Origin of the sequence: Curtobacterium sp. BH-2-1-1, assembly GCF_001806325.1 — a bacterium.
Lineage (GTDB): Bacteria > Actinomycetota > Actinomycetes > Actinomycetales > Microbacteriaceae > Curtobacterium.
Map to the genome: position 1 here is coordinate 1,971,612 of NZ_CP017580.1, position 20,843 is coordinate 1,992,454.

The 20,843-nt window shown below is 69.6% G+C and carries 23 protein-coding genes; all 23 read left to right on the forward strand.

What is annotated here, in order from left to right:
• Positions 1-32: 32 nt before the first annotated feature.
• The 23 genes from BJK06_RS09380 to rplO all read left to right on the forward strand — a co-directional run bounded on the left by BJK06_RS09380 (position 33) and on the right by rplO (position 20,780).
• Positions 33-8,639, forward strand: a complete 8,607-nt coding sequence (locus BJK06_RS09380; RefSeq protein WP_070417681.1) for an isopeptide-forming domain-containing fimbrial protein — start codon at positions 33-35, stop codon at positions 8,637-8,639.
• A 155-nt stretch (positions 8,640-8,794) separates the two neighbouring features.
• A complete protein-coding gene (locus BJK06_RS09385) occupies positions 8,795-9,772 on the forward strand; it encodes a DNA topoisomerase IB (protein ID WP_070417682.1) in 978 nt (325 codons plus the stop codon).
• Between the two features lie 80 nt (positions 9,773-9,852).
• Positions 9,853-10,665, forward strand: a complete 813-nt coding sequence (locus tag BJK06_RS09390) for a DarT ssDNA thymidine ADP-ribosyltransferase family protein (protein ID WP_070417683.1) — start codon at positions 9,853-9,855, stop codon at positions 10,663-10,665.
• 521 nt (positions 10,666-11,186) lie between these two features.
• Positions 11,187-11,495 carry a 30S ribosomal protein S10 gene (rpsJ, locus tag BJK06_RS09395; protein WP_022903286.1) on the forward strand — a complete coding sequence of 103 codons (309 nt, stop codon included), beginning with the start codon at positions 11,187-11,189 and terminating at the stop codon, positions 11,493-11,495.
• Between the two features lie 13 nt (positions 11,496-11,508).
• Positions 11,509-12,162 carry a 50S ribosomal protein L3 gene (gene rplC, locus BJK06_RS09400; protein ID WP_070417684.1) on the forward strand — a complete coding sequence of 218 codons (654 nt, stop codon included), beginning with the start codon at positions 11,509-11,511 and terminating at the stop codon, positions 12,160-12,162.
• Positions 12,163-12,164: 2 nt separating this feature from the next.
• Entirely contained in the window at positions 12,165-12,824 is a 660-nt protein-coding gene (gene rplD / locus BJK06_RS09405; protein ID WP_070417685.1) for a 50S ribosomal protein L4, read from the forward strand.
• Positions 12,821-13,120 carry a 50S ribosomal protein L23 gene (gene rplW / locus BJK06_RS09410; protein WP_022903283.1) on the forward strand — a complete coding sequence of 100 codons (300 nt, stop codon included), beginning with the start codon at positions 12,821-12,823 and terminating at the stop codon, positions 13,118-13,120. The genes rplD and rplW overlap by 4 nt, the downstream gene beginning before the upstream one ends.
• A gap of 18 nt (positions 13,121-13,138) precedes the next feature.
• Positions 13,139-13,978 (forward strand): 50S ribosomal protein L2, encoded by an 840-nt coding sequence (gene rplB / locus BJK06_RS09415; protein ID WP_070417686.1) that lies wholly within the window; start codon positions 13,139-13,141, stop codon positions 13,976-13,978.
• 11 nt (positions 13,979-13,989) lie between these two features.
• On the forward strand, positions 13,990-14,271 hold the full coding sequence (gene rpsS, locus BJK06_RS09420) for a 30S ribosomal protein S19 (RefSeq protein ID WP_022906343.1): 282 nt from the start codon (positions 13,990-13,992) through the stop codon (positions 14,269-14,271).
• A gap of 25 nt (positions 14,272-14,296) precedes the next feature.
• Positions 14,297-14,689 (forward strand): 50S ribosomal protein L22, encoded by a 393-nt coding sequence (rplV, locus tag BJK06_RS09425; RefSeq protein ID WP_022906344.1) that lies wholly within the window; start codon positions 14,297-14,299, stop codon positions 14,687-14,689.
• Positions 14,689-15,486 (forward strand): 30S ribosomal protein S3, encoded by a 798-nt coding sequence (rpsC, locus tag BJK06_RS09430; RefSeq protein ID WP_022906345.1) that lies wholly within the window; start codon positions 14,689-14,691, stop codon positions 15,484-15,486. The genes rplV and rpsC overlap by 1 nt, the downstream gene beginning before the upstream one ends.
• Before the next feature lie 2 nt (positions 15,487-15,488).
• The gene (gene rplP / locus BJK06_RS09435) at positions 15,489-15,908 is read left to right on the forward strand and encodes a 50S ribosomal protein L16 (RefSeq protein ID WP_022906346.1); all 420 of its coding nucleotides are present in this window, start codon (positions 15,489-15,491) and stop codon (positions 15,906-15,908) included.
• Positions 15,908-16,228 carry a 50S ribosomal protein L29 gene (gene rpmC, locus BJK06_RS09440; RefSeq protein ID WP_022906347.1) on the forward strand — a complete coding sequence of 107 codons (321 nt, stop codon included), beginning with the start codon at positions 15,908-15,910 and terminating at the stop codon, positions 16,226-16,228. Before rplP ends, rpmC begins: the two co-directional genes overlap by 1 nt.
• A complete protein-coding gene (gene rpsQ, locus BJK06_RS09445) occupies positions 16,228-16,512 on the forward strand; it encodes a 30S ribosomal protein S17 (protein ID WP_022906348.1) in 285 nt (94 codons plus the stop codon). The genes rpmC and rpsQ overlap by 1 nt, the downstream gene beginning before the upstream one ends.
• A gap of 31 nt (positions 16,513-16,543) precedes the next feature.
• Entirely contained in the window at positions 16,544-16,912 is a 369-nt protein-coding gene (gene rplN / locus BJK06_RS09450) for a 50S ribosomal protein L14 (RefSeq protein ID WP_017885523.1), read from the forward strand.
• Positions 16,913-16,915: 3 nt separating this feature from the next.
• On the forward strand, positions 16,916-17,275 hold the full coding sequence (gene rplX, locus BJK06_RS09455; RefSeq protein ID WP_022906349.1) for a 50S ribosomal protein L24: 360 nt from the start codon (positions 16,916-16,918) through the stop codon (positions 17,273-17,275).
• Positions 17,275-17,865 (forward strand): 50S ribosomal protein L5, encoded by a 591-nt coding sequence (gene rplE / locus BJK06_RS09460; RefSeq protein ID WP_022906350.1) that lies wholly within the window; start codon positions 17,275-17,277, stop codon positions 17,863-17,865. Before rplX ends, rplE begins: the two co-directional genes overlap by 1 nt.
• Positions 17,866-18,018: 153 nt before the next feature.
• A complete protein-coding gene (gene rpsH, locus BJK06_RS09465) occupies positions 18,019-18,417 on the forward strand; it encodes a 30S ribosomal protein S8 (RefSeq protein WP_022906351.1) in 399 nt (132 codons plus the stop codon).
• 6 nt (positions 18,418-18,423) lie between these two features.
• Positions 18,424-18,960, forward strand: coding sequence for a 50S ribosomal protein L6 (gene rplF / locus BJK06_RS09470; protein WP_031261772.1), 537 nt, complete (start codon positions 18,424-18,426; stop codon positions 18,958-18,960).
• A 2-nt stretch (positions 18,961-18,962) separates the two neighbouring features.
• Positions 18,963-19,337: a 50S ribosomal protein L18 gene (gene rplR / locus BJK06_RS09475; RefSeq protein WP_031261773.1), complete on the forward strand. Its 375-nt coding sequence runs from the start codon at positions 18,963-18,965 to the stop codon at positions 19,335-19,337.
• The gene (gene rpsE, locus BJK06_RS09480; protein WP_070417687.1) at positions 19,334-20,134 is read left to right on the forward strand and encodes a 30S ribosomal protein S5; all 801 of its coding nucleotides are present in this window, start codon (positions 19,334-19,336) and stop codon (positions 20,132-20,134) included. The genes rplR and rpsE overlap by 4 nt, the downstream gene beginning before the upstream one ends.
• A complete protein-coding gene (gene rpmD / locus BJK06_RS09485) occupies positions 20,134-20,319 on the forward strand; it encodes a 50S ribosomal protein L30 (RefSeq protein WP_022906355.1) in 186 nt (61 codons plus the stop codon). The genes rpsE and rpmD overlap by 1 nt, the downstream gene beginning before the upstream one ends.
• The gene (rplO, locus tag BJK06_RS09490; protein ID WP_022906356.1) at positions 20,316-20,780 is read left to right on the forward strand and encodes a 50S ribosomal protein L15; all 465 of its coding nucleotides are present in this window, start codon (positions 20,316-20,318) and stop codon (positions 20,778-20,780) included. Before rpmD ends, rplO begins: the two co-directional genes overlap by 4 nt.
• Positions 20,781-20,843: the final 63 nt, after the last annotated feature.

The window sequence follows — 20,843 nt, forward strand, 5'->3', positions numbered from 1 at the left end:
CGTCGCCCGACGACGACCCGAGAGCACACCCGATGCGTCCTGCCCTGTTCCCCGCCCGTCCGCGCGCCCTGGCGATGCTCGTCGTGACGGCGCTCCTCGCCGGACTCCTCGCGGTCCTGGCGGTCGCGCAGCCCGCGGCGGCGGACTCGGTCGTGACGGTCACCGCGAAGGCGCCCGCCACGGCGCTGAGCGGGGACCCCGTGAACGTCACGCTCACCGCGACGAACAGCACGCCGGCGTCGGGCGGGACACCGCTCTACAACCTCGGGTACTCCTACCTGCTGCCGGCCGGGGTGACCTACGTCGCCGGTTCGGCGAAGGCATCGGGCGTCGCGCTGCCGGACCCGACCACGAGCACCCCGACGGCAGGCGGGCTGCTCCTGGTCTTCTCGAACGTGTCCGACCTCGTCGCGGGTGACGAGAAGTCGATCACCTTCCTGGTCCAGCCCTCGACGACGACCTACCCGGTGGGTTCGTCGTTCGCCGGGACGGTCCAGGTCGCCGGCAGTGGGAACGCGCGGAACGTGCCGACGTTCGACCCGACGACCGGTGCCCCGGCGACCAACGCGACGAACGCCGCCACGGCGAAGTCGACCACGACCGCGATCGCCGCGATCAAGGTCACGAAGGCCGAGGCCAGCCTGGAGAACGAGCTGGTCCGCGGCGTCCACGACCACCCGACGGTCTACACGCTGACGGTGCAGAACACCTCGACCGCACCGAGCAACGGCGTGACCGTCACGGACTACCTGCCGGCGGGCCTCGAGTTCCTGCAGTGCGGAGCGGTCGACAACACGACCTCCGGGCCGGAGTACGCGGGAGCGCCCGACCTCACGGCAGCGACCGCGGCGAAGGCGTCCGGGACCCTGACGCCGGCGAACTGCCTCACGCCCCAGAGCGTCACGACCGTGAACAACGTCCCGGGCAAGGGGACGGCCGTCTTCACGAAGGTGGTCTGGAACCTCGGCCAGCTGACGAACGCGCCCGTGACGATCCAGTACCTCGCCGCCGTGCCGCTGCGCGAGAACACCATGACCTTCGCCACCGGCAGCCAGACGCCCGCCGCTCCGACCACGGCGGCGCTGGCCAGCACGGCGAACCTCGACAACAACACCGGCGCGTCGACCAGGCAGAACACCGCGGACACGACGTCGAACGGCCGCGGCCAGACGAACACGGTCACCGCTGCCGGCACCTACACCGGCAAGGTCGACGGAACGGCGACGTCGGCGCAGAGCTCGACGGCGTCGATGACCGTCGAGGCGATGGACCTCGCGGTGGCGAAGTCCGTGACCACGCCCGTCGACGGGAACGTCTTCGCCGCGGGCCAGCAGGCCACGTACTCGCTCCTGATCCGCACGAGCGAGTACGAGTCGTCCGCCGGCATCACGCTGACCGACACGATCCCGGACGGACTCTGCCCGGCGTTCCCCGCGGGGACGAAGACCACCGGGACCATCCCCGCGGACTGCGACCCGAACACCGTCAGCGCGCTGAACCAGCCGATGACGAACGGGACGGTCGACCAGGTCGCCTACGACGCCGCGGCGGGTACGTTCACGATGACCTTCCACGTCGCGGACCTGCCCACCGATGGTTCGGTCACGGTCTCGTACAAGGCGCTCATGCGGGACAAGTACTCGGTCACCGGCTCGGGCGGCCCGACCGCCGCCGGCGACGACTTCACGAACAAGGTCCGGATCGCGGGGACCTCGACCGGTGTCCACGGTGACACCGGCTCGACGGCGGTCGTCGACGACTCCGCGGCGACGATCGTGTCGAACTCCCCGAGCATCGCGAAGTCCGTGCTGCCGCGCGCTTCGAGCGACGGCGTGCGGAAGTCCGCCGACTGCACCGCGACGACGCGCACCGGGTACCAGACGACGACCCCCACCGCCCCGTTCCAGCTCGGCGACGTCGTCTGCTTCCGACTGCAGGTGGACTTCCCGGCCGGTGTCCAGAGCCGCAACGCGACGATCACCGACATGCTCCCGGTCGGTACCACCGCGGCCGGTGCGACGTGGACGGAGGGCACCGACTGGACCTACGGGTCGGAGAGCTCCGTCCCCGCATCGGACGTCACGCTGAAGTCGTCGAGCGCGACCACGGCGTCGTTCGCGGTCGGTCACACGATGTCCGGCGCGAGTGGCACCTACGTCGACGGTGACGGCCAGGCGGTGCGCCTCGTCCTCTACGTCGCGGCGACCGTCAGCACGCAGGGGTCGAGCAGCACGAAGGTCGACCTCGTCGACAACCTCATGAAGTTCGCGCAGCAGAACACGAAGGGCTCCGTGACGAGCCTGCGGTCCTCGGTCGGCTACACGGTCGCCGGCACCCCGACCGCGACGCTCGCGAAGGACATCGTCAAGGCGGACGGCACCACGGTGTCCAACCCCACCACCACCACCGAGGGCCAGGTGCTCAGCTACCGGCTGAACGTCGGCAACACCCCGGCCACGGGGACGACGTCGGCCATCGGGAGCGTCACCGTCTGGGACGCCCTGCCGTCGAAGGTGACCTGTGCGATGGTCACGAACCTCTCCGACCAAGGCGCCTGCGGTGGGGCGCCCACTGGGGCGGCGACCAAGTTCACGGGTGTGCAGTACCTCACCTGGACGATCCCGTCGATCGCCGCGAGCACGACGAAGAGCCTGACGTACGACGTCCAGACCCCGTCGCCGGGCTACGTCGGGACCACGTTCCCCAACTACTCCTCCGTCGTCTCCTTCACGACCGCGACGGACTCCGGTGCCACGACCACGTGGATCCCGAAGCGCGGGACCAACGCCACCGCGTCCTCCACCCCCGCGGCCGGTCAGGGCACCGCACCGCAGGCCGACGCGAACCGCTCGGTCGCGATCCCCGGTGTCACGGTCGCGAAGTCCGGGGCAGCGGTCGCCGACTCGACGCTGACGAACCTGTCCGGTGACGCGGCCGCCCCCGGTCAGACGCTCGGGTACAAGTACTCGGCGACGATCGCTGACCGCACGAGCGCCGCGAACGCGACCCTGACCGACCCGCTGCCGACGGGCGTCGGCCGGACGGCTGCCACCTCGTGGACCCTCACCTTCCCGGACGCGACGACCATCACGGTGCCGGCGAGTGCACAGGGCACCGACGTCACCGGGACGTACGGCGGGCAGACGTTCACGCTCACCGGGACCGGCAACGCCAACGGTGCGGGCGCCGTCCTCTTCCCGGCCACGTTCGACAACACGACCGGTGCGCCGGTGAAGTTCGAGGTCGTCGTCACCGGGCTCCGCGCGACCGCGGGCGTCGGGACGTACCCGGCGTCGGACGGCACGGGCTTCACGACCGCGGCACCGAAGAACACGGCCACCTTCACCTCGAAGCCCTCCGGCGTCACCGCGTACACCGCGACCGCGTCGAAGACGGTGACCGTGCAGGCCCCGACCGTCGCGATCGACAAGTCCGACGACCTCGGTGGCCGCACGGTCGCCGGTGGCGACACCGTCACGTGGACCCTGAGGACGACGAACACGGCCACGAGCGCGGACGCACGGTCCACCCTCGTCGGCGACTGCTTCCCGGACGCGTTGACGCTCACGTCGAGCTCGGCGGCCGAGACCACCCCGACCTCCGCGCAGCGCGCAGCGTTCGGCAGCTGCCCGACCGGCACCACGCTGCACGTGTGGAACGCGACGAGCGACGGCGTCCTCGCCGCCGGGGCCTCCGCCACCATCACGGTCGTCGCGACGGTCAAGCAGGACGCTCCCGCCGGCCAGACCTACCGGAACACCGCGCGCGTGCTGGCGTCGAGCCTGACGACCGACTACGCGACGGCGAACAGCTCGTACGTGCAGCTCGCGAGCGACACGGACGACGTCACCGTCACCGGTCCCTCCGTCACCAAGCGGCTGACGGCACCGACGTGGAACCCCGGGACGGGGGCGTCGACCGGCACGGCCAGCACGGATCCGTCGGGCACCGCTGCGCTGCAGGTCCGCCCCGGTGACGGCGCGACCTACACGATCACGACCACCATCCCGGCGAACGTCGCGCTCTACGACGCCCGGATCACGGACGTCCTGCCTGCCGGCACCGCCGCGACCGGCACGCCCACCGCGACGAGCTCCGACGACGCCGTGACCGCGACCCCCTCGGTCGACGGTGCCTCCGTCGTGGTCCGGCTGTCGGACATCCCGACCGGCATCGACCACCCGGTGACGATCACGACGTCGATCCCGGTCACGGTCGGCACCGACCAGGTCGCGGGCACGGGGCTCGCGAACACCGCCACCCTCGCGTGGAACCGCACGAGCAAGGGCGCGGCGCCGACCGACGCGTCGGTCACGTCGAACGCTGCGAACGGCAGTGTCGTCGCGCCGTCGCTCGCGATCGCGAAGACCGCGACGGTGGGCTCGCAGACGTCCACGACGATGAACGTCGAGCCGGGCCAGACGATCACCTACCGGGTGACCGTGACGAACTCGGGCTCGCCGGCATACGGCACCCCGGTCACCGACTGCGTGCCGGACGGCATCACGGTCGACCGCGCGTCGCTCACCGCCGACGGCGCGGAGATCGCCGCCGACGCGGACTGCGGCGGCGGGCGGATCACGTGGCCGACTGCGGTCATCGGAGCCGGCGCGACGGTCACCCACACCTACACGGCGAAGCTCGCCGAGGACGCCACCCTCTCCGGCAGCCCGCTGGTGAACACGGCGTCGACCGGCGTCTACCACTCGCTCGCCTCGGGCGGAGCGGACTACGCCGCGGCGCGGGCGACCGCGAGCGTCACGCCGTCGTTCCCCCGCGTGGCCGTGACGAAGTCGAACGACACGATCGGCGGGTTGTCCTACGTGGGCGTCGCCTCGGACTTCAGCGTGACGTTCTCGAACACCGGGAGCGCTGCCGCGTCGGTGCGCGTGCAGGACGTCCTGCCGGCGAACTGGTCGTACGTGTCCGGCAGCGCGACGGTCGCACGTGACGGCGGTGCCGCGTCCGCCGTGGCCGACCCGACGCGCAGCGGCGGGACGACCCTCACGTGGGCGGACCTCGGCGCGCTCGGTGCCGACCGGTCCCTCGTGCTGCACTACCGCGCCGTCCCCGGCACCGGTGCGACGACGGACCCCGGCGCCGGCACCTCGATCGCCCACACGAACCACGTGACGGCGACGGTGACGAGCGCATCGGGCGGCACCGGTTCGGCGAAGGGCTCCTTCGTCTCGTACCCGAACGGCGGTGACGACGCCACCGCGACCGCACGGATCGCGGCGGCCGACCTCGCCCTGACGAAGACCGCCACGACGTCGAAGGTCGTCGCCGGTGCCACCACCGCGAAGGCCTGGACCATCCGGGTGACCAACACGGGCCCCGACGCCGCGCACGGCACGACCGTCGTGGACGCCCCGACGGGCCTGGCCAGCGGTTCGACGCTGGCCTTCACCGGCAGCGGCTGGACCTGCACGCCGGACGACGGCACGTGGTCCTGCGTCAACGGTGCGACCGTCGCGGCGGGCGACTCGTTCCCCGAGCTCGACGTCGCGCTGACGCTGCCGGCCAACGCGCCGCTCACCGCCGTCCGCAACACCGCCACGATCCACCAGGGCACGGGCCAGACCTTCGACCCGGAGAGCGGGAACGACAGCGACACCGCGAGCGTGACCCCGGTCGCGATCGCCGACCTCGCGATCACGAAGACCGGTCCCTCCGGGAAGGTGCAGGCCGGCCGGACGATCTCGTGGAACCTCTCCGTCGAGAACCGCACCGACCCGACGACCCAGAGCGTCTCGGACGCACGGGGCACGGTGACCGTCACGGACACGCTGCCCGACACGGTGACCCTCGTGGGTGCGACCTCGGACGACCCCGCGTGGACCTGCGCCACGGACGACGACACCGTGACCTGCACGCGCGACGGCCTCGCGAACGGCACCACCGCCGGCGCGATCACCGTCACCGCGACCGTGCACCCGGACGTCACCGCCTCGCAGTCGATCGTGAACACCGCGGCCGTCGCGGTCGACCCGACGCGCACGACGGACCCGACCTCGTCGAACGACGACGCGGAGGCGACCACCGGCGTGGACGACACGACCTCGCTGACGATCGCCAAGGCGTTCGGCTCGACGGCGCAGACCGCGCCGGACGCGACCGACCGCGCGGCCCTGGTCGCGGGCGAGTCCGCGGACTGGACCATCCGGGTCGCCAACACCGGCACGGCCGACGCACGCACGGTCCGGGTCTCGGACACGCTCGAGTCCGGCACGCGGCTCAGCGCCGACGGGCCGGTCGACAAGGCGACCGACACGATCACCCAGACGGACGGCGCCTGGACCTGCACCGCACCCGCCGCCGACGGGAACGACGTGACCTGTGTGCTTGACGGCACCCTGGCCGCCGGGAAGAGCACGACGTTCACCATCACGGTGACGACCCCGTCGTCGATGTCCGGCACCCTGCTGAACACGGCCGTGGTGACCGCCGACAACGCAGCGCCCGCCGAGGCGCAGGGCCGCAGCGACGCCACCCAGACCGCCGGCCTGTCGGTGACGAAGACCGCGGACGTCGAGACGGTCGACGCCGGGAAGGACGTCACCTACACGATCGCGGTCGCGAACCCGACCGGCCCGTCCGACCTGCCCGCCGGTGACGGCACCTCGCCGAGCGTCCGCGTCCAGGACACCCTCCCGGCCGGCGTGGAGTTCCGCGGGCTGACCGCGGCGACCCAGCAGCACTGGACGCTCGAGTCGAACGAGGACGGCGTGCTCACCCTGTCGAGCGCCGACGGGATCGCGGCGGGCGCGACCGACCCGAACACGATCGTCCTGACCGTGCACGTGCCGGCGTCCTTCCGCGGATCGTCGATCGTCAACACCGCGACCGCGGCGCCCGTCACGGCCACCGGCCCGACCGCGCACGACGAGGCGACCGTCGACGTCACCACGCACGCCGACCTGTCGATCTTGAAGCAGCGCACGAGCGCCCCGAGCGCCGACGCCGGCACGACCGTCACCTACGACGTCACCGTGACGAACGACGGCCCCTCGGACGCGCAGGACGTCACGTGGACCGACACCCCGCCCGCGGGGATGACGGTCACGAAGGTCACGACGGACGACACGGCCTGGGAGCAGGGCGCGGATCCGAGCACCCGGTCGACCGACGTGGTCGCGAACGGTGCGACCACGGTGTTCCACGTGACCGCCTCGATCGCGTCCGGCACTCCGGCCGGCACGCTCCGAAACACCGCGGTCGTGTCGAGTGCGACGCCCGACACGGACCCGACGAACGACACCGCCGGTGACGACGTCACGGTGACGACGCACGCTGCGCTCCGCCTGACCAAGACCCCGGTCGAGAAGCCCGGGGCGACGACGGCCGCGAAGCGCGTCACCGCCGGCGCCGAGCAGACCTGGTTGCTCCAGGTCAGCAACGAGGGTCCGTCGGACGAGCAGCCCACCACGGTCGTCACCGACCAACTGCCCGAGGGGCTGACGTTCACCGGCGCCTCGAGCGACGGAGCGGTGTGGACCTGCGACGGCACGACCGACCCGACCCTGGTGACGTGCTCGCTCCCGACGACGATCGTCGCCGGGACGGACGCCCCCGGCCTGTGGATCACCACGAAGCTCGCGTCCGGCCACACCGCCAGCACGATCGAGAACCGCGCGGTGATCACCGGCCAGGGCACCAACCCGCCGGTCGGCACGAACGACGAGCCGGTGACGAGCCCCCTCGACGTCGACGAGGTGGCGAACGTGGCCATCACGATCGGGCACGACGGCACCGCGGTGATCGGCAAGGACCTGCCGGAGACGATCCGGGTCCGGAACGTCGGCCTCTCCGACGCCGCGGCGGTCACCGCGACCTACACGCTGCCGAAGGGCCTGACGTACGTCGGGGCCGAGGCTGACCCCGCGTGGACCGTCACGTCCGTCACGAAGAACGCCGACGGCTCGACCACGGTGTCGTTCGCCCTCGCGGGCACGCTGCCGGCGGGCTCGCTCGCACCGGCGATCACGGTGCACCAGACGCCGACGGCCGCCGCCTACCCGGGCGTGCAGCCGAGCGCGACCGTGGCGACGAGCACGACCGAGACGACGCTCGCCGACAACGACGACTCGGACGAGCTGGCCGTCGACCCCGCGTCGAGCCTGGCGGTCACGAAGACGCACACTGGGCAGCTGGTCCGCGGGGAGACCGTCGGGTACACCATCACGGTGCGCAACGACGGCCCCACCGAGGACCCGGGCCCCGTGGTCGTCACGGACCGTCTGCCGGCCGGCCTCACCCTGGTGAGCGTGAACGACGCGAAGGCCGCGAGCTGCACCACCGGGCAGACCGTCACCTGCACCCTGACGGGTCCGCTCGCCGTCGACGGGAAGGTCGCGTTCCAGGTCACGGCGAAGGTCGCGACGGACGCACCGAACCGCATCACGAACGTCGCCACGGTCGAGTCGCCGACGACGCAGGTGGTGCCGGTCGCGGGATCCGCCAGCCCGACGGACCCGATGCGCGCCAGCGACCCGGCCCCGGTGCGCGAAGCACCGGAGTCGGCGAGCGAGCTCGCCTTCACGGGTGCGGCCGGACTCGGCATCGGTGCGCTGATCGCGCTCCTCGCGATGGCGGCCGGTGGCGTCCTGCTGGTGACGCGCCGACGTCGCCGAGCGTGACCACCTGACGGACGGGAGGCGCGGTGCCGGCTGGCACCGTCCCTCCCGTCTCGGCCGTCACCCCGCTGGCGCGGTGCGCCGGAACCGGCGGGTGGGGCCCACCTCCCGTCCGTCGCCGGGCCGGGTCACAGGCGGTGGCGAGTTGAATCGAGAGCGTGACCCGTCTCCGCCGCTCCGCGACCAACGGTCGCGGCTACCACCGCGTCCGCAGCGGGCGTGGCTTCTCCTACCGCGACCCGGACGGCACCACCGTCACCGACGCCGCGGTCCGGCAGCGTCTCGAGGACCTCGTCATCCCGCCCGCGTGGGACGACGTGTGGATCTCGCCGTACGACAACGGGCACGTGCTCGCGACCGGCGTCGACGGCGCCGGTCGGCGGCAGTACATGTACCACCCGTCCTGGCGCGAACGGATGGACCGCATCAAGTACGACCGTGCGCTGGCGCTCGCCGAATCCCTGCCGGTCGCACGACGCGGGGTCACCATGGACCTCCGGCGGCCGGAGCCAGACCGGCAGCGTGCCCTCGCGGCGGCCTTCCGGATGCTCGACCAGGGTTCCCTGCGGGTCGGGTCGGAGCGGTACGCCACCGAGCACGGCAGCCGTGGTCTGTCCACCCTGCTGTGCGCGCACGCCCACGTCTCCGGCGACGACATCGAGCTCGACTTCCCGGGCAAGAGCGGCCAGGAGTGGTCGTCGTCGATCCACGACCCGGACCTCGCGACCGTCATCGCGGGCATGAAGCGACGCGGACCGAACGCCCGGCTGCTCTCGTTCCGTGCACGCCGCGGCGCCGAGTGGGAGCCCCTCTCCGCCGAGGACATCAACGAGTACGTGAAGGAACGTGCCGGTGACGAGTTCACCGCGAAGGACTTCCGCACCCTGCACGGCACCGTCGCCGCCGCGGTCGACCTCGCGGCGACCGGGCCGCAGTCGTCCGCGGCGAAACGGAAGAAGGCGGTGTCGCACGCGGTGAAGGTCGCGAGCGAGGAACTCGGCAACACCCCGACGGTGTGCCGCCAGAGCTACATCGACCCGCGCCTGCTCGACGCCTACGACCACGGCGAGACCATCGACCCCGACCGCACGCACGCGGCCGAGTCGGAGGTCCGCGCACTGCTCTACCGACAGTGACCGGGAAGGGGCCGGGATGACGTACCGTTGGACCTCGTGCCCGAACACCCCCACCCGGGCACGGAAGGACCCCACCAGTCGTGACTGACGAGTGCATCCACGGATTCCCCACCGAACTCTGCGACATCTGCGCGCCACGGCAGCGCGAGGCAGCAGAGCTCCCCACCACCCCGACCCCGCGTCGCACCCGGATCACCACCTCGCTCCGGACCGTGCCCGGCCAGGCGGCGACCCCGGCGTCCTCGCTGCGGTCCCCGGTGCCCGACCTGCCCGAGGCGCGTGACTTCGCCTCGCTCCGCGCGCACCACGTGACGCACGTGGACAACCTCGACGACATCGTGGGGTCCGGTGCGATCCTCGCGTCGGACGCCGTGACGCCGGTCGTCGACGTCGCCTCCGCCGCTGCCCGGGCCGCACGCGCCGAGGCACACGCCCCCGACGGCTCCCCGGTCGCCGCGCACGTGCCGTTCACGCTGTCGCCCGACGCGACCCGCTGGGACGAGCTGCGCACCGGCGCCGAGGGCGAGCGGTGGTCCGACGCGGCCCGCCGGACCCGGGCGACGGAGTACATCATGCTCGTCGTGCCGGTGTCGGCCTTCGGGGCGTCGGTCATCGTCGCCGACCAGGACGCCGACGCCGAGGACGTCCGGTTCGCGGTCGGGCCCGAGGCCGCGACGAACCTCATCCGTCGCACGGACTTCACCGACCCGGAGATGCTCGGCCTCGAGCTGCTCGCCGGCCCGAGCGTGCCGTTCTCCGCCGTCGCGGTCATCGGCGTCCCCAACGACCGCGTCCGCCAGACGGTCAAGGCCGTGCTCAAGGACCACGGCGGACACGCTCCCCGGGTCGCGGTCTTCCCCCCGTGGTTCGTCCCCCCGGTGGTCGCGGAGTAGTCCCGACCGACCCCTGCGACGTGCCCTCCGGACCGGCTCCGGAGGGCACGTCGTGCGTCGGGGGCGACCCGCGCCTCCTGGCCCTCGATCCGCGTGGATCCGGGGAAGCGGGCCGATCCCGACACGCCCGTGATCCGCGACACGCCCGGGTTGCACGGATGCCGTGCCTATGCGAGACTTGTCCGGTTCCGAAATTCCGCGCGCGTTCGCGTGCGCAGGATCACTGCTCTGGCAGTGCACAACCCCCCTGTCCAGCAGGGCTGGGTTGGGCCGCAGGCAGCAGAACACGATCGACTCCCCACCAAGCGTGACGGGCACTGCTGTGCCCAGAGCGTGCGGGAGACGACATGCCCACGCTGAACGGCCCAGGTCGCTCCGCGCGGTTGACACGAGAACAGCGGTCATCCCCAGCGGATGCGGCCGGTTGGTTCACAGAAAACAGCCAAGCCCTGCAGGAATGCACGGTGGCGGCGGCGTCAGGCGGCCCGAGGGTGCGCGGCGCAGAGAGGACAAAGAGACACATGGCGGGACAGAAGATCCGCATCCGGCTCAAGTCGTACGACCACGAGGTCATCGACACGTCGGCCCGGAAGATCGTCGACACGGTGACCCGTGCCGGTGCGACCGTGGTCGGCCCGGTGCCGCTCCCCACCGAGAAGAACGTGGTCACCGTGATCCGTTCTCCCCACAAGTACAAGGACTCGCGCGAGCACTTCGAGAAGCGCACGCACAAGCGGGTCATCGACATCGTCGACCCGACGCCGAAGGCCGTCGACTCGCTCATGCGACTCGACCTCCCGGCCGACGTCAACATCGAGATCAAGCTGTAAGGGGGCTGGACTGATGGCGAACTCAACCAAGACCGTCAAGGGCCTCCTCGGCAAGAAGCTCGGGATGACCCAGGTGTGGGACGAGAACAACAAGTTCATCCCCGTCACCGTGATCGAGGTCGGCCCGAACGTGGTCACCCAGATCCGCAACGTCGAGCGCGACGGCTACGAGGCGATCCAGATCGCCGCCGGCGCCATCGACCCGCGCAAGGTCAACAAGCCGGCCGCCGGCCACTTCGAGGCAGCCGGGGTCACCCCGCGCCGCACCCTCACGGAGATCCGCACCAACGACTCCGCTGAGTACACGCTCGGCCAGGAGCTCACCGTCGACACGTTCGAGGCGGGCCAGAAGGTCGACGTCGTCGGCACCTCCAAGGGCAAGGGCTTCGCCGGTGTCATGAAGCGCCACGGCTTCGCCGGTGTGTCCGCTTCGCACGGTGCCCACCGCAACCACCGCAAGCCCGGTTCGATCGGTGCTTCGTCGACCCCGTCGCGTGTCTTCAAGGGCATGCGCATGGCGGGTCGCATGGGTGGCGAGCGTGTGACCGTCCTCAACCTCACGGTGCACGCCGTCGACGCCGAGAAGGGTCTGCTGCTCGTCAAGGGCGCGATCCCCGGTGCTCGCGGTCGCTCCGTCTTCGTCCGCACCGCCGTGAAGGGTAAGTGATCATGGCCACCACGACCGCAACCACGATCGACGTCCTCGACGCATCGGGCGTCAAGTCCGGCACCGTCGAGCTCCCCGCCGAGCTCTTCGATGTCGAGACCAACGTCCCGCTGATCCACCAGGTCGTCACCGCGCAGCTCGCAGCCGCGCGTCAGGGCACCCACAAGACCAAGAACCGCGGCGAGGTCCGCGGTGCTGGTCGCAAGCCGTTCAAGCAGAAGGGCACCGGCCGCTCCCGTCAGGGTTCGGTCCGCGCTCCGGAGCACACCGGTGGTGGCGTCGTCCACGGACCGACCCCGCGCGACTACTCGCAGCGCACCCCGAAGAAGATGATCGCCGCTGCTCTGCTCGGCTCGCTCTCGGACCGCGCCCGCGGTGGCCGCATCTCCGCTGTGGAGGGCTTCGTCGCGGCCGAGGTGCCGTCGACCAAGACCGCCCGCACGCTCATCGAGAAGGTCGCGCCCGTCAAGCACGTGCTCGTCGTGCTCGAGCAGGACGACGAGCTCACGCTCAAGTCGATCCGCAACCTGCCGAACGTCCACGCGCTCTCGTACGGCCAGCTCAACGCCTACGACGTGCTCAAGGCCGACGCGCTCGTCTTCAGCAAGAGCGCACTCGACGCCTTCATCGCGTCGAAGACCGCGAAGGAGATCTCCGCATGAGCGGCTTCAACAAGGACCCGCGCGACATCATCATCTCGCCGGTCGTCTCGGAGAAGAGCTACGGCCTGATCGACCAGGGCAAGTACACGTTCATCGTGGACCCCCGTTCGAACAAGACCGAGATCAAGCTCGCCATCGAGAAGATCTTCGACGTCAAGGTCGCGAGCATCAACACGCTGAACCGTCCGGGCAAGACCCGTCGCACGCGCTTCGGCATGGGCAAGCGCAAGGACACCAAGCGTGCCATCGTGACGCTCAAGTCCGGTTCGATCGACATCTTCACGGCTGTCGGCTGAGGACCAGAGGGATAAATCATGGCTATTCGTAACTACAAGCCGACGACCCCCGGTCGTCGCGGCTCGTCGGTCGCCGACTTCGCTGAGATCACCCGTTCGACGCCGGAGAAGTCGCTGCTTCGTCCGCTGCCGAAGACCGGTGGCCGCAACAGCTCCGGCCGCATCACCACCCGTCACATCGGTGGTGGCCACAAGCGTCAGTACCGCGTGATCGACTTCCGTCGTCACGACAAGGACGGCATCGACGCCAAGGTCGCGCACATCGAGTACGACCCGAACCGCACGGCGCGCATCGCGCTCCTGCACTACGTGGACGGCACGAAGCGCTACATCATCGCGCCGAACAAGCTCAAGCAGGGCGACGTCATCGAGCAGGGCGCCGGTGCGGACATCAAGCCGGGCAACAACCTGCCGCTGCGCAACATCCCCGTGGGTACCGTCGTGCACGCGATCGAGCTCCGCCCCGGTGGCGGCGCCAAGCTCGCGCGTTCGGCCGGCGCCTCGGTGCGTCTCGTCGCCAAGGACGGCCCCTACGCGCAGCTCCGTCTGCCGTCGGGCGAGGTCCGCAACGTCGACGCACGCTGCCGCGCCACGATCGGCGAGGTCGGCAACGCCGAGCAGTCGAACATCAACTGGGGCAAGGCCGGCCGCATGCGCTGGAAGGGCGTCCGCCCGACCGTGCGTGGTGTCGCGATGAACCCGGTCGACCACCCGCACGGTGGTGGCGAGGGCAAGACCTCCGGTGGCCGTCACCCGGTCAGCCCGTGGGGTCAGGCCGAGGGTCGCACGCGCAAGCCGAACAAGCCGAGCGACAAGCTCATCGTCCGTCGCCGTAACGCCGGCAAGAAGCGCAAGTAGGAGTTCAGAAGATGCCACGCAGTCTGAAGAAGGGCCCCTTCGTCGACGAGCACCTGCTCCGCAAGGTCGTCACGCAGAACGAGGCCAACACCAAGAACGTGATCCGCACCTGGTCGCGTCGCTCGATGATCATCCCGAACATGCTCGGGCACACGATCGCCGTGCACGACGGCCGCAAGCACATCCCGGTGTTCGTCACCGAGTCGATGGTCGGTCACAAGCTCGGCGAGTTCGCGCCGACCCGCACCTTCCGTGGTCACGTGAAGGACGACAAGAAGGGCCGTCGCCGCTAAGGCGGCGACGCAGAGGAGGAACGAAATGGTGGAGTCGATCGCACGCGTGCGACACATCCGCGTCACGCCTCAGAAGGCCCGTCGCGTCATCGAGCTGATCCGCGGCAAGCAGGCCCACGAGGCCCTCGCCATCCTGAAGTTCGCCCCCCAGGGCGCTTCGGAGCCCGTGTACAAGCTGGTCGCCTCGGCGATCGCGAATGCACGGGTCAAGGCGGACTCGACGAACAGCTTCCTCGACGAGCGCGACCTCTACGTGAGCCGCGTCTTCGTCGACGAAGGTACGACCCTGAAGCGGTTCCAGCCGCGCGCCCAGGGCCGCGCCTTCCGCATCAACAAGCGCACCAGCCACATCACGGTCGTCCTCGCGACGCCGGATGAGGTCGAGGCTGCCGCGACGAGCAAGAAGGCGAGCAAGTAATGGGCCAGAAGGTCAACCCGTACGGCTTCCGTCTCGGGATCACGACGGACCACGTCTCGCACTGGTTCACCGACAGCACGAAGCCGGGTCAGCGCTACGCCGACTACGTGGCCGAGGACATCAAGGTGCGCGAGTACCTGAAGAAGACCCTCGACCGCGCCGGCGTCGCCCGCATCGAGCTCGAGCGCACCCGTGACCGCGTCCGCGTGGACATCCACACCGCGCGTCCGGGCATCGTCATCGGTCGCCGGGGCGCCGAGGCGGAGCGCGTCCGTGGCGAGCTCGAGAAGCTCACCAAGAAGCAGATCCAGCTCAACATCCTCGAGGTCAAGAACCCCGAGACCGAGGCCCAGCTCGTCGCGCAGGGCATCGCCGAGCAGCTCTCCGCTCGTGTCGCGTTCCGTCGCGCCATGCGCAAGGGCCTGCAGGGTGCACAGCGCGCCGGCGCCAAGGGTGTCCGCATCCAGGTGTCGGGTCGTCTCGGCGGCGCCGAGATGTCGCGCTCGGAGTTCTACCGCGAGGGCCGCGTGCCCCTGCACACGCTCCGCGCGAACATCGACTACGGCTTCTACGAGGCCCGGACCACGTTCGGCCGCATCGGCGTGAAGGTCTGGATCTACAAGGGCGACATCACGAACAAGGAGCTCGCTCGCGAGCAGGCGAACCAGCGTTCGTCGCGCCCGGAGCGTCGTGGCGGCCCCCGTGGCGAGCGCGGCGACCGCCGTGGCGGCGACCGTGGCGGCCGTCAGCAGCAGGCCCCGCAGGACGCGCCGGCCGGCGCAGGAGTTGAGGCGTAACCATGCTTATTCCCCGTCGAGTCAAGCACCGCAAGCAGCACCACCCGAAGCGTTCGGGCCAGGCCACCGGTGGCACCAAGGTGTCGTTCGGTGACTACGGCATCCAGGCGCTGACGCCCGCTTACGTGACCAACCGTCAGATCGAGTCCGCTCGTATCGCCATGACGCGTCACATCAAGCGTGGCGGCAAGGTGTGGATCAACATCTACCCGGACCGTCCGCTCACGAAGAAGCCCGCCGAGACCCGCATGGGTTCCGGTAAGGGTTCCCCCGAGTGGTGGGTCGCCAACGTCAAGCCGGGCCGTGTGCTCTTCGAGCTCTCCGGCGTCAACGAGGACATCGCCCGTGAGGCGCTGACCCGTGCAATCCACAAGCTGCCCCTCAAGGCACGCATCATCAAGCGCGAGGAGGGCGACGCATAATGGCGATCGGTTCCAAGGAGCTCCGTCCGACGGAGCTCGACACGTTCGAGAACGAGCGTCTTGCTGACGAACTGAAGAAGGCCAAGGAGGAGCTCTTCAACCTCCGCTTCCAGTCGGCCACCGGCCAGCTGGAGAGCCACGGTCGTCTCCGTGCCGTCAAGCGCGACATCGCTCGCATCTACACCGTCCTCCGCGAGCGCGAGCTCGGCATCCGTGCCACTCCCGCGCCCGTCGAGACCGCCCCCAAGGCCAAGAAGACGACCAAGAAGGCTGAGAAGCCGGCTGAGTCGGCCGAGGCCGAGACCGCCGAGGAGAAGTAATGGCGAACGAAGAGAAGACCTCCGCCGCCTCCGCTCGCGGCTACCGCAAGACGCGTCGTGGCTACGTCACGAGCGACAAGATGGACAAGACCATCGTGGTCGAGGTCGAGGACCGCGTGAAGCACGCGCTCTACGGCAAGATCATCCGTCGCACGTCCAAGGTGAAGGCCCACGACGAGCTCGGCACCGCTGGTGTCGGCGACCTCGTCGTGATCAGCGAGACCCGTCCCCTCAGCGCTTCCAAGCGCTGGCGCCTGGTCGAGATCCTCGAGAAGGCCAAGTAGGCCCCGGCCTGCTTCGGAATAGGAGACAGCAGTGATTCAGCAGGAATCCCGCCTCAAGGTCGCCGACAACACGGGTGCCAAGGAGATCTTGACCATCCGCGTGCTCGGTGGCTCGGGTCGTCGCTACGCCGGTCTCGGTGACGTCATCGTCGCCACGGTGAAGGACGCCATCCCCGGCGGCAACGTGAAGAAGGGTGACGTCGTCAAGGCGGTCATCGTTCGCACCAAGAAGGAGACCCGTCGTCAGGACGGCTCCTACATCAAGTTCGACGAGAACGCGGCAGTGATCCTCAAGGCTGACGGCGACCCGCGCGGCACGCGCATCTTCGGTCCGGTCGGTCGCGAGCTCCGTGACAAGAAGTTCATGAAGATCATCTCGCTCGCGCCGGAGGTGCTGTAAGCCATGGCGAACATCAAGAAGGGTGACCTGGTCCAGGTCATCACGGGTGCCAAGCAGGAGCGCGGCGGTGACCGTGGCAAGCAGGGCAAGGTCATCGAGGTCCTCAAGGACAAGAACCGCGTCGTCGTCGAGGGCGTGAACTTCGTCACGAAGCACGTCCGCGTCGGCCAGACGCAGCGCGGCTCGAAGACCGGTGGCATCGAGCAGCACGAGGCTCCGATCCACGTGTCGAACGTCGCCATCGTCGACCCGAAGACCAAGAAGCCGACCCGCGTCGGTTTCCGCAACGAAGAGGTGGAGAAGGACGGCGTCAAGAAGACCGTCCGAGTCCGCTACGCCAAGAAGTCGGGTGAGAAGCTCTGATGACCGACACGACTGCCGCGCCGGCGACCAAGGTCGAGCCGCGCCTCAAGCAGAAGTACAAGAACGAGATCAAGGCTGCCCTCACCGAGCAGTTCGGGTACGCGAACGTCAACCAGGTCCCCGGTCTGGTCAAGGTCGTCGTGAACACCGGTGTCGGCGAGGCCGCTCGCGACTCGAAGATCATCGAGGGGGCCATCAAGGACCTCACGGCGATCACGGGTCAGAAGCCCCAGGTCACGAAGGCCCGCAAGTCCATCGCGCAGTTCAAGCTGCGTGAGGGCCAGGCCATCGGCGCGCACGTCACCCTCCGTGGTGACCGCGCGTGGGAGTTCATCGACCGTCTCGTGACCCTCGCACTGCCCCGCATCCGCGACTTCCGCGGTCTCAGCGACAAGCAGTTCGACGGCAACGGCAACTACACGTTCGGTCTCACGGAGCAGTCCGTGTTCCACGAGATCGACCAGGACCGCATCGACCGCGTGCGTGGCTTCGACATCACCGTCGTGACCACCGCGAAGTCGGACGACGAGGGCCGCGCGCTGCTCCGCCAGCTCGGGTTCCCGTTCCGTTCTGCCGAGCAGACGGTCTAAGATACTTCGGGCGGTGCGGGCCGGAGGATTCACGTCCTCCGGCCCGCACGCACGAACACACCGATCCAGGGGAATCGCCCCAGGATCACCCGATCGCTCAGGTCGGCATTCGTGGAACGGGTGTCGAAACCAGGCGAAGAATGGACGACCATCATGACGATGACCGATCCGGTCGCAGACATGCTGACCAGATTGCGGAACGCGAACTCGGCGCACCACGACGCCGTCTCGCTTCCCAGCTCCAAGCTGAAGAAGAACATCGCTGAGATCCTCAAGCGCGAGGGCTACATCAGCGAGTGGAAGATCGAGGACGCCCGCGTGGGCGAGACCCTCACGATCGACCTGAAGTACGGCCCCGAGCGCGAGCGTTCGATCGCCGGCATCAAGCGCGTCTCGAAGCCCGGTCTCCGGGTCTACGCGAAGTCGACGGAGATCCCCCAGGTCCTCGGTGGCCTCGGCGTGGCGATCCTCTCGACCTCGTCGGGACTGCTCACCGACCGTGAAGCCGAGCAGAAGGGCGTGGGTGGGGAAGTCCTCGCCTACGTGTGGTGATCGACAATGTCTCGTATCGGACGTCTTCCCATTGACATCCCCGCTGGCGTGACCGTCTCCATCGATGGTCAGAACGTCGCGGTCAAGGGCCCGAAGGGCGAGCTCGCGCTCGTCGTCGCCGAGCCCATCCAGGCCAAGGTCGAGGAGAACCAGGTCCTCGTCACCCGTCCGGACGACGAGCGCAGCTCGCGTGCGCTGCACGGCCTGACCCGCACCCTCATCGCGAACAACATCGTCGGCGTGACCCAGGGCTACTCCAAGGGCCTCGAGGTCGTCGGCACCGGTTACCGCGTGCAGGCGAAGGGCAACAACGTCGAGTTCGCGCTCGGCTACTCCCACCCGATCACGGTCGAGCCGCCCGCGGGCATCAGCTTCGCCGTCGAGGGCAACAACAAGCTGACCGTCAACGGCATCGACAAGCAGTCCGTCGGCGAGGTCGCTGCAAACATCCGCAAGCTGCGCAAGCCCGAGCCCTACAAGGGCAAGGGTGTCCGCTACGCCGGCGAGATCGTGCGCCGCAAGGCCGGAAAGTCAGGTAAGTGATCATGGGTCTCCTCAAGACACGAGGCAAGAGCAAGTCGGCCGCCAAGGCGCGCCGTCACAACCGCCTCCGCAAGAAGATCACCGGCACCGAGGCCCGTCCGCGTCTCGCTGTCACCCGTTCGGCGCGTCACGTGTTCGTCCAGGTCATCGACGACGCCAAGGGCCACACGCTGGCCAGCGCGTCGACGATGGAGGCCGACCTCCGTACGTTCGACGGCGACAAGACCGCCAAGGCCCGTCGTGTCGGCGAACTCCTCGCCGAGCGCGCGAAGGCCGCTGGCGTCGAGGCCGTGGTCTTCGACCGCGGTGGTAGCAAGTACGCCGGTCGCGTCGCCGCGATCGCCGATGGTGCCCGTGAAGGAGGGCTGAACCTGTGAGCGACATCGCGAACACGAACGAAGACGCCAACGTCGAAACGACCGAGGCCGCTGAGGCGACCGAGGCCGAGGCCACGAGCACCACGGCCCCCGCGGCCAAGGAGCCCGAGGTCCCCGTCGTCGAGCGCCCCGTCGAGACCGCAGCCGGTTCGGCATCGAACAACCGCGACTCCGCCGACAACCGTGGCCGCCGTGGTGGCGGTCGCGACCGTCAGCAGGGTGGCGGCCGTGGCAACGACCGCAACGGTCGGGGTGGCGACAGCCAGTTCCTCGAGCGCGTCGTGACCATCAACCGCGTCTCCAAGGTCGTCAAGGGTGGTCGTCGCTTCAGCTTCACCGCGCTCGTCGTCGTCGGTGACGGCAACGGTCTCGTGGGTGTCGGCTACGGCAAGGCCCGCGAGGTCCCGACCGCCATCTCGAAGGGCGTCGAGGAAGCGAAGAAGAACTTCTTCCGCGTCCCGCGCGTCGGCAACACGATCCCGCACCCGGTGCAGGGCGAGGCCGCTGCCGGCGTCGTGCTCCTCCGTCCGGCCGCTGCCGGTACCGGTGTCATCGCCGGTGGTCCGGTCCGCGCCGTCCTCGAGTGCGCCGGTATCCACGACGTCCTGAGCAAGTCGCTCGGTTCGTCGAACACCATCAACATCGTGCACGCGACCGTCACGGCGCTGCAGCAGCTCGAGGAGCCCCGTGCGGTCGCAAGCCGTCGCGGTCTCCCCGTCGACCGGGTCGTCCCGGACCGTCTGCTCCAGGCCGAGGCCGCTGCTCTGCGTGCCGCGTCCGAGAAGGCAGGTGCGTGATGGCGATGCTGAAGATCACGCAGACGAAGTCCGTTATCAGCGAGAAGCAGTACCAGCGCGACACGCTCCGCAGCCTGGGTCTCAAGCGCATCGGCCGTACGGTCCTGCGTGAGGACAACGCCCAGAACCGCGGGTACGTCGCGACGGTCGCGCACCTCGTGAAGGTCGAGGAGGTCGACGCATGAGCGACGAGAAGAACGAGCGCGTGCAGGTCCTGAAGCTGCACCACCTCCGTCCGGCAGAGGGCGCCAAGAAGGCTCGCACCCGCGTCGGTCGTGGTGAGGGCTCCAAGGGCAAGACCGCCGGCCGTGGTACCAAGGGCCAGAAGGCTCGTTACCAGGTCAAGGTCGGCTTCGAGGGTGGGCAGATGCCGCTGCACATGCGCACCCCGAAGCTCCGCGGGTTCAAGAACCCGTTCCGCGTCGAGTACCAGGTCGTGAACCTGGACAAGATCGCGGAGCTCTACCCCAACGGTGGCGACGTCACCGTCGCGGACCTGGTCGCCAAGGGCGCCGTCCGCAAGAACGAGAAGGTCAAGGTTCTCGGTCAGGGTGACATCAGCGTGAAGCTCACGGTCTCGGTCGACAAGGTCTCGGCGTCCGCCGCCGAGAAGATCGCGGCTGCTGGCGGCACCGTCTCCCAGTAACCCCGTCGGCGGCCCGTGCGTTTGCGCACGGGCCGCCGTTACGGTTTCCTTGACAGTGGTCGG

Excerpts from the sequence above, each read along its gene's own strand:
- BJK06_RS09380 (WP_070417681.1), top strand. The coding sequence starts at position 33 with ATGCGTCCTGCCCTGTTCCCCGCCCGTCCGCGCGCCCTGGCGATGCTC.
- rpsJ (WP_022903286.1), top strand. The coding sequence starts at position 11,187 with ATGGCGGGACAGAAGATCCGCATCCGGCTCAAGTCGTACGACCACGAG.
- rplC (WP_070417684.1), top strand. The coding sequence starts at position 11,509 with ATGGCGAACTCAACCAAGACCGTCAAGGGCCTCCTCGGCAAGAAGCTC.
- rplD (WP_070417685.1), top strand. The coding sequence starts at position 12,165 with ATGGCCACCACGACCGCAACCACGATCGACGTCCTCGACGCATCGGGC.
- rplW (WP_022903283.1), top strand. The coding sequence starts at position 12,821 with ATGAGCGGCTTCAACAAGGACCCGCGCGACATCATCATCTCGCCGGTC.
- rplB (WP_070417686.1), top strand. The coding sequence starts at position 13,139 with ATGGCTATTCGTAACTACAAGCCGACGACCCCCGGTCGTCGCGGCTCG.
- rpsS (WP_022906343.1), top strand. The coding sequence starts at position 13,990 with ATGCCACGCAGTCTGAAGAAGGGCCCCTTCGTCGACGAGCACCTGCTC.
- rplV (WP_022906344.1), top strand. The coding sequence starts at position 14,297 with ATGGTGGAGTCGATCGCACGCGTGCGACACATCCGCGTCACGCCTCAG.
- rpsC (WP_022906345.1), top strand. The coding sequence starts at position 14,689 with ATGGGCCAGAAGGTCAACCCGTACGGCTTCCGTCTCGGGATCACGACG.
- rplP (WP_022906346.1), top strand. The coding sequence starts at position 15,489 with ATGCTTATTCCCCGTCGAGTCAAGCACCGCAAGCAGCACCACCCGAAG.
- rpmC (WP_022906347.1), top strand. The coding sequence starts at position 15,908 with ATGGCGATCGGTTCCAAGGAGCTCCGTCCGACGGAGCTCGACACGTTC.
- rpsQ (WP_022906348.1), top strand. The coding sequence starts at position 16,228 with ATGGCGAACGAAGAGAAGACCTCCGCCGCCTCCGCTCGCGGCTACCGC.
- rplX (WP_022906349.1), top strand. The coding sequence starts at position 16,916 with ATGGCGAACATCAAGAAGGGTGACCTGGTCCAGGTCATCACGGGTGCC.
- rplE (WP_022906350.1), top strand. The coding sequence starts at position 17,275 with ATGACCGACACGACTGCCGCGCCGGCGACCAAGGTCGAGCCGCGCCTC.
- rpsH (WP_022906351.1), top strand. The coding sequence starts at position 18,019 with ATGACGATGACCGATCCGGTCGCAGACATGCTGACCAGATTGCGGAAC.
- rplF (WP_031261772.1), top strand. The coding sequence starts at position 18,424 with ATGTCTCGTATCGGACGTCTTCCCATTGACATCCCCGCTGGCGTGACC.
- rplR (WP_031261773.1), top strand. The coding sequence starts at position 18,963 with ATGGGTCTCCTCAAGACACGAGGCAAGAGCAAGTCGGCCGCCAAGGCG.
- rpmD (WP_022906355.1), top strand. The coding sequence starts at position 20,134 with ATGGCGATGCTGAAGATCACGCAGACGAAGTCCGTTATCAGCGAGAAG.
- rplO (WP_022906356.1), top strand. The coding sequence starts at position 20,316 with ATGAGCGACGAGAAGAACGAGCGCGTGCAGGTCCTGAAGCTGCACCAC.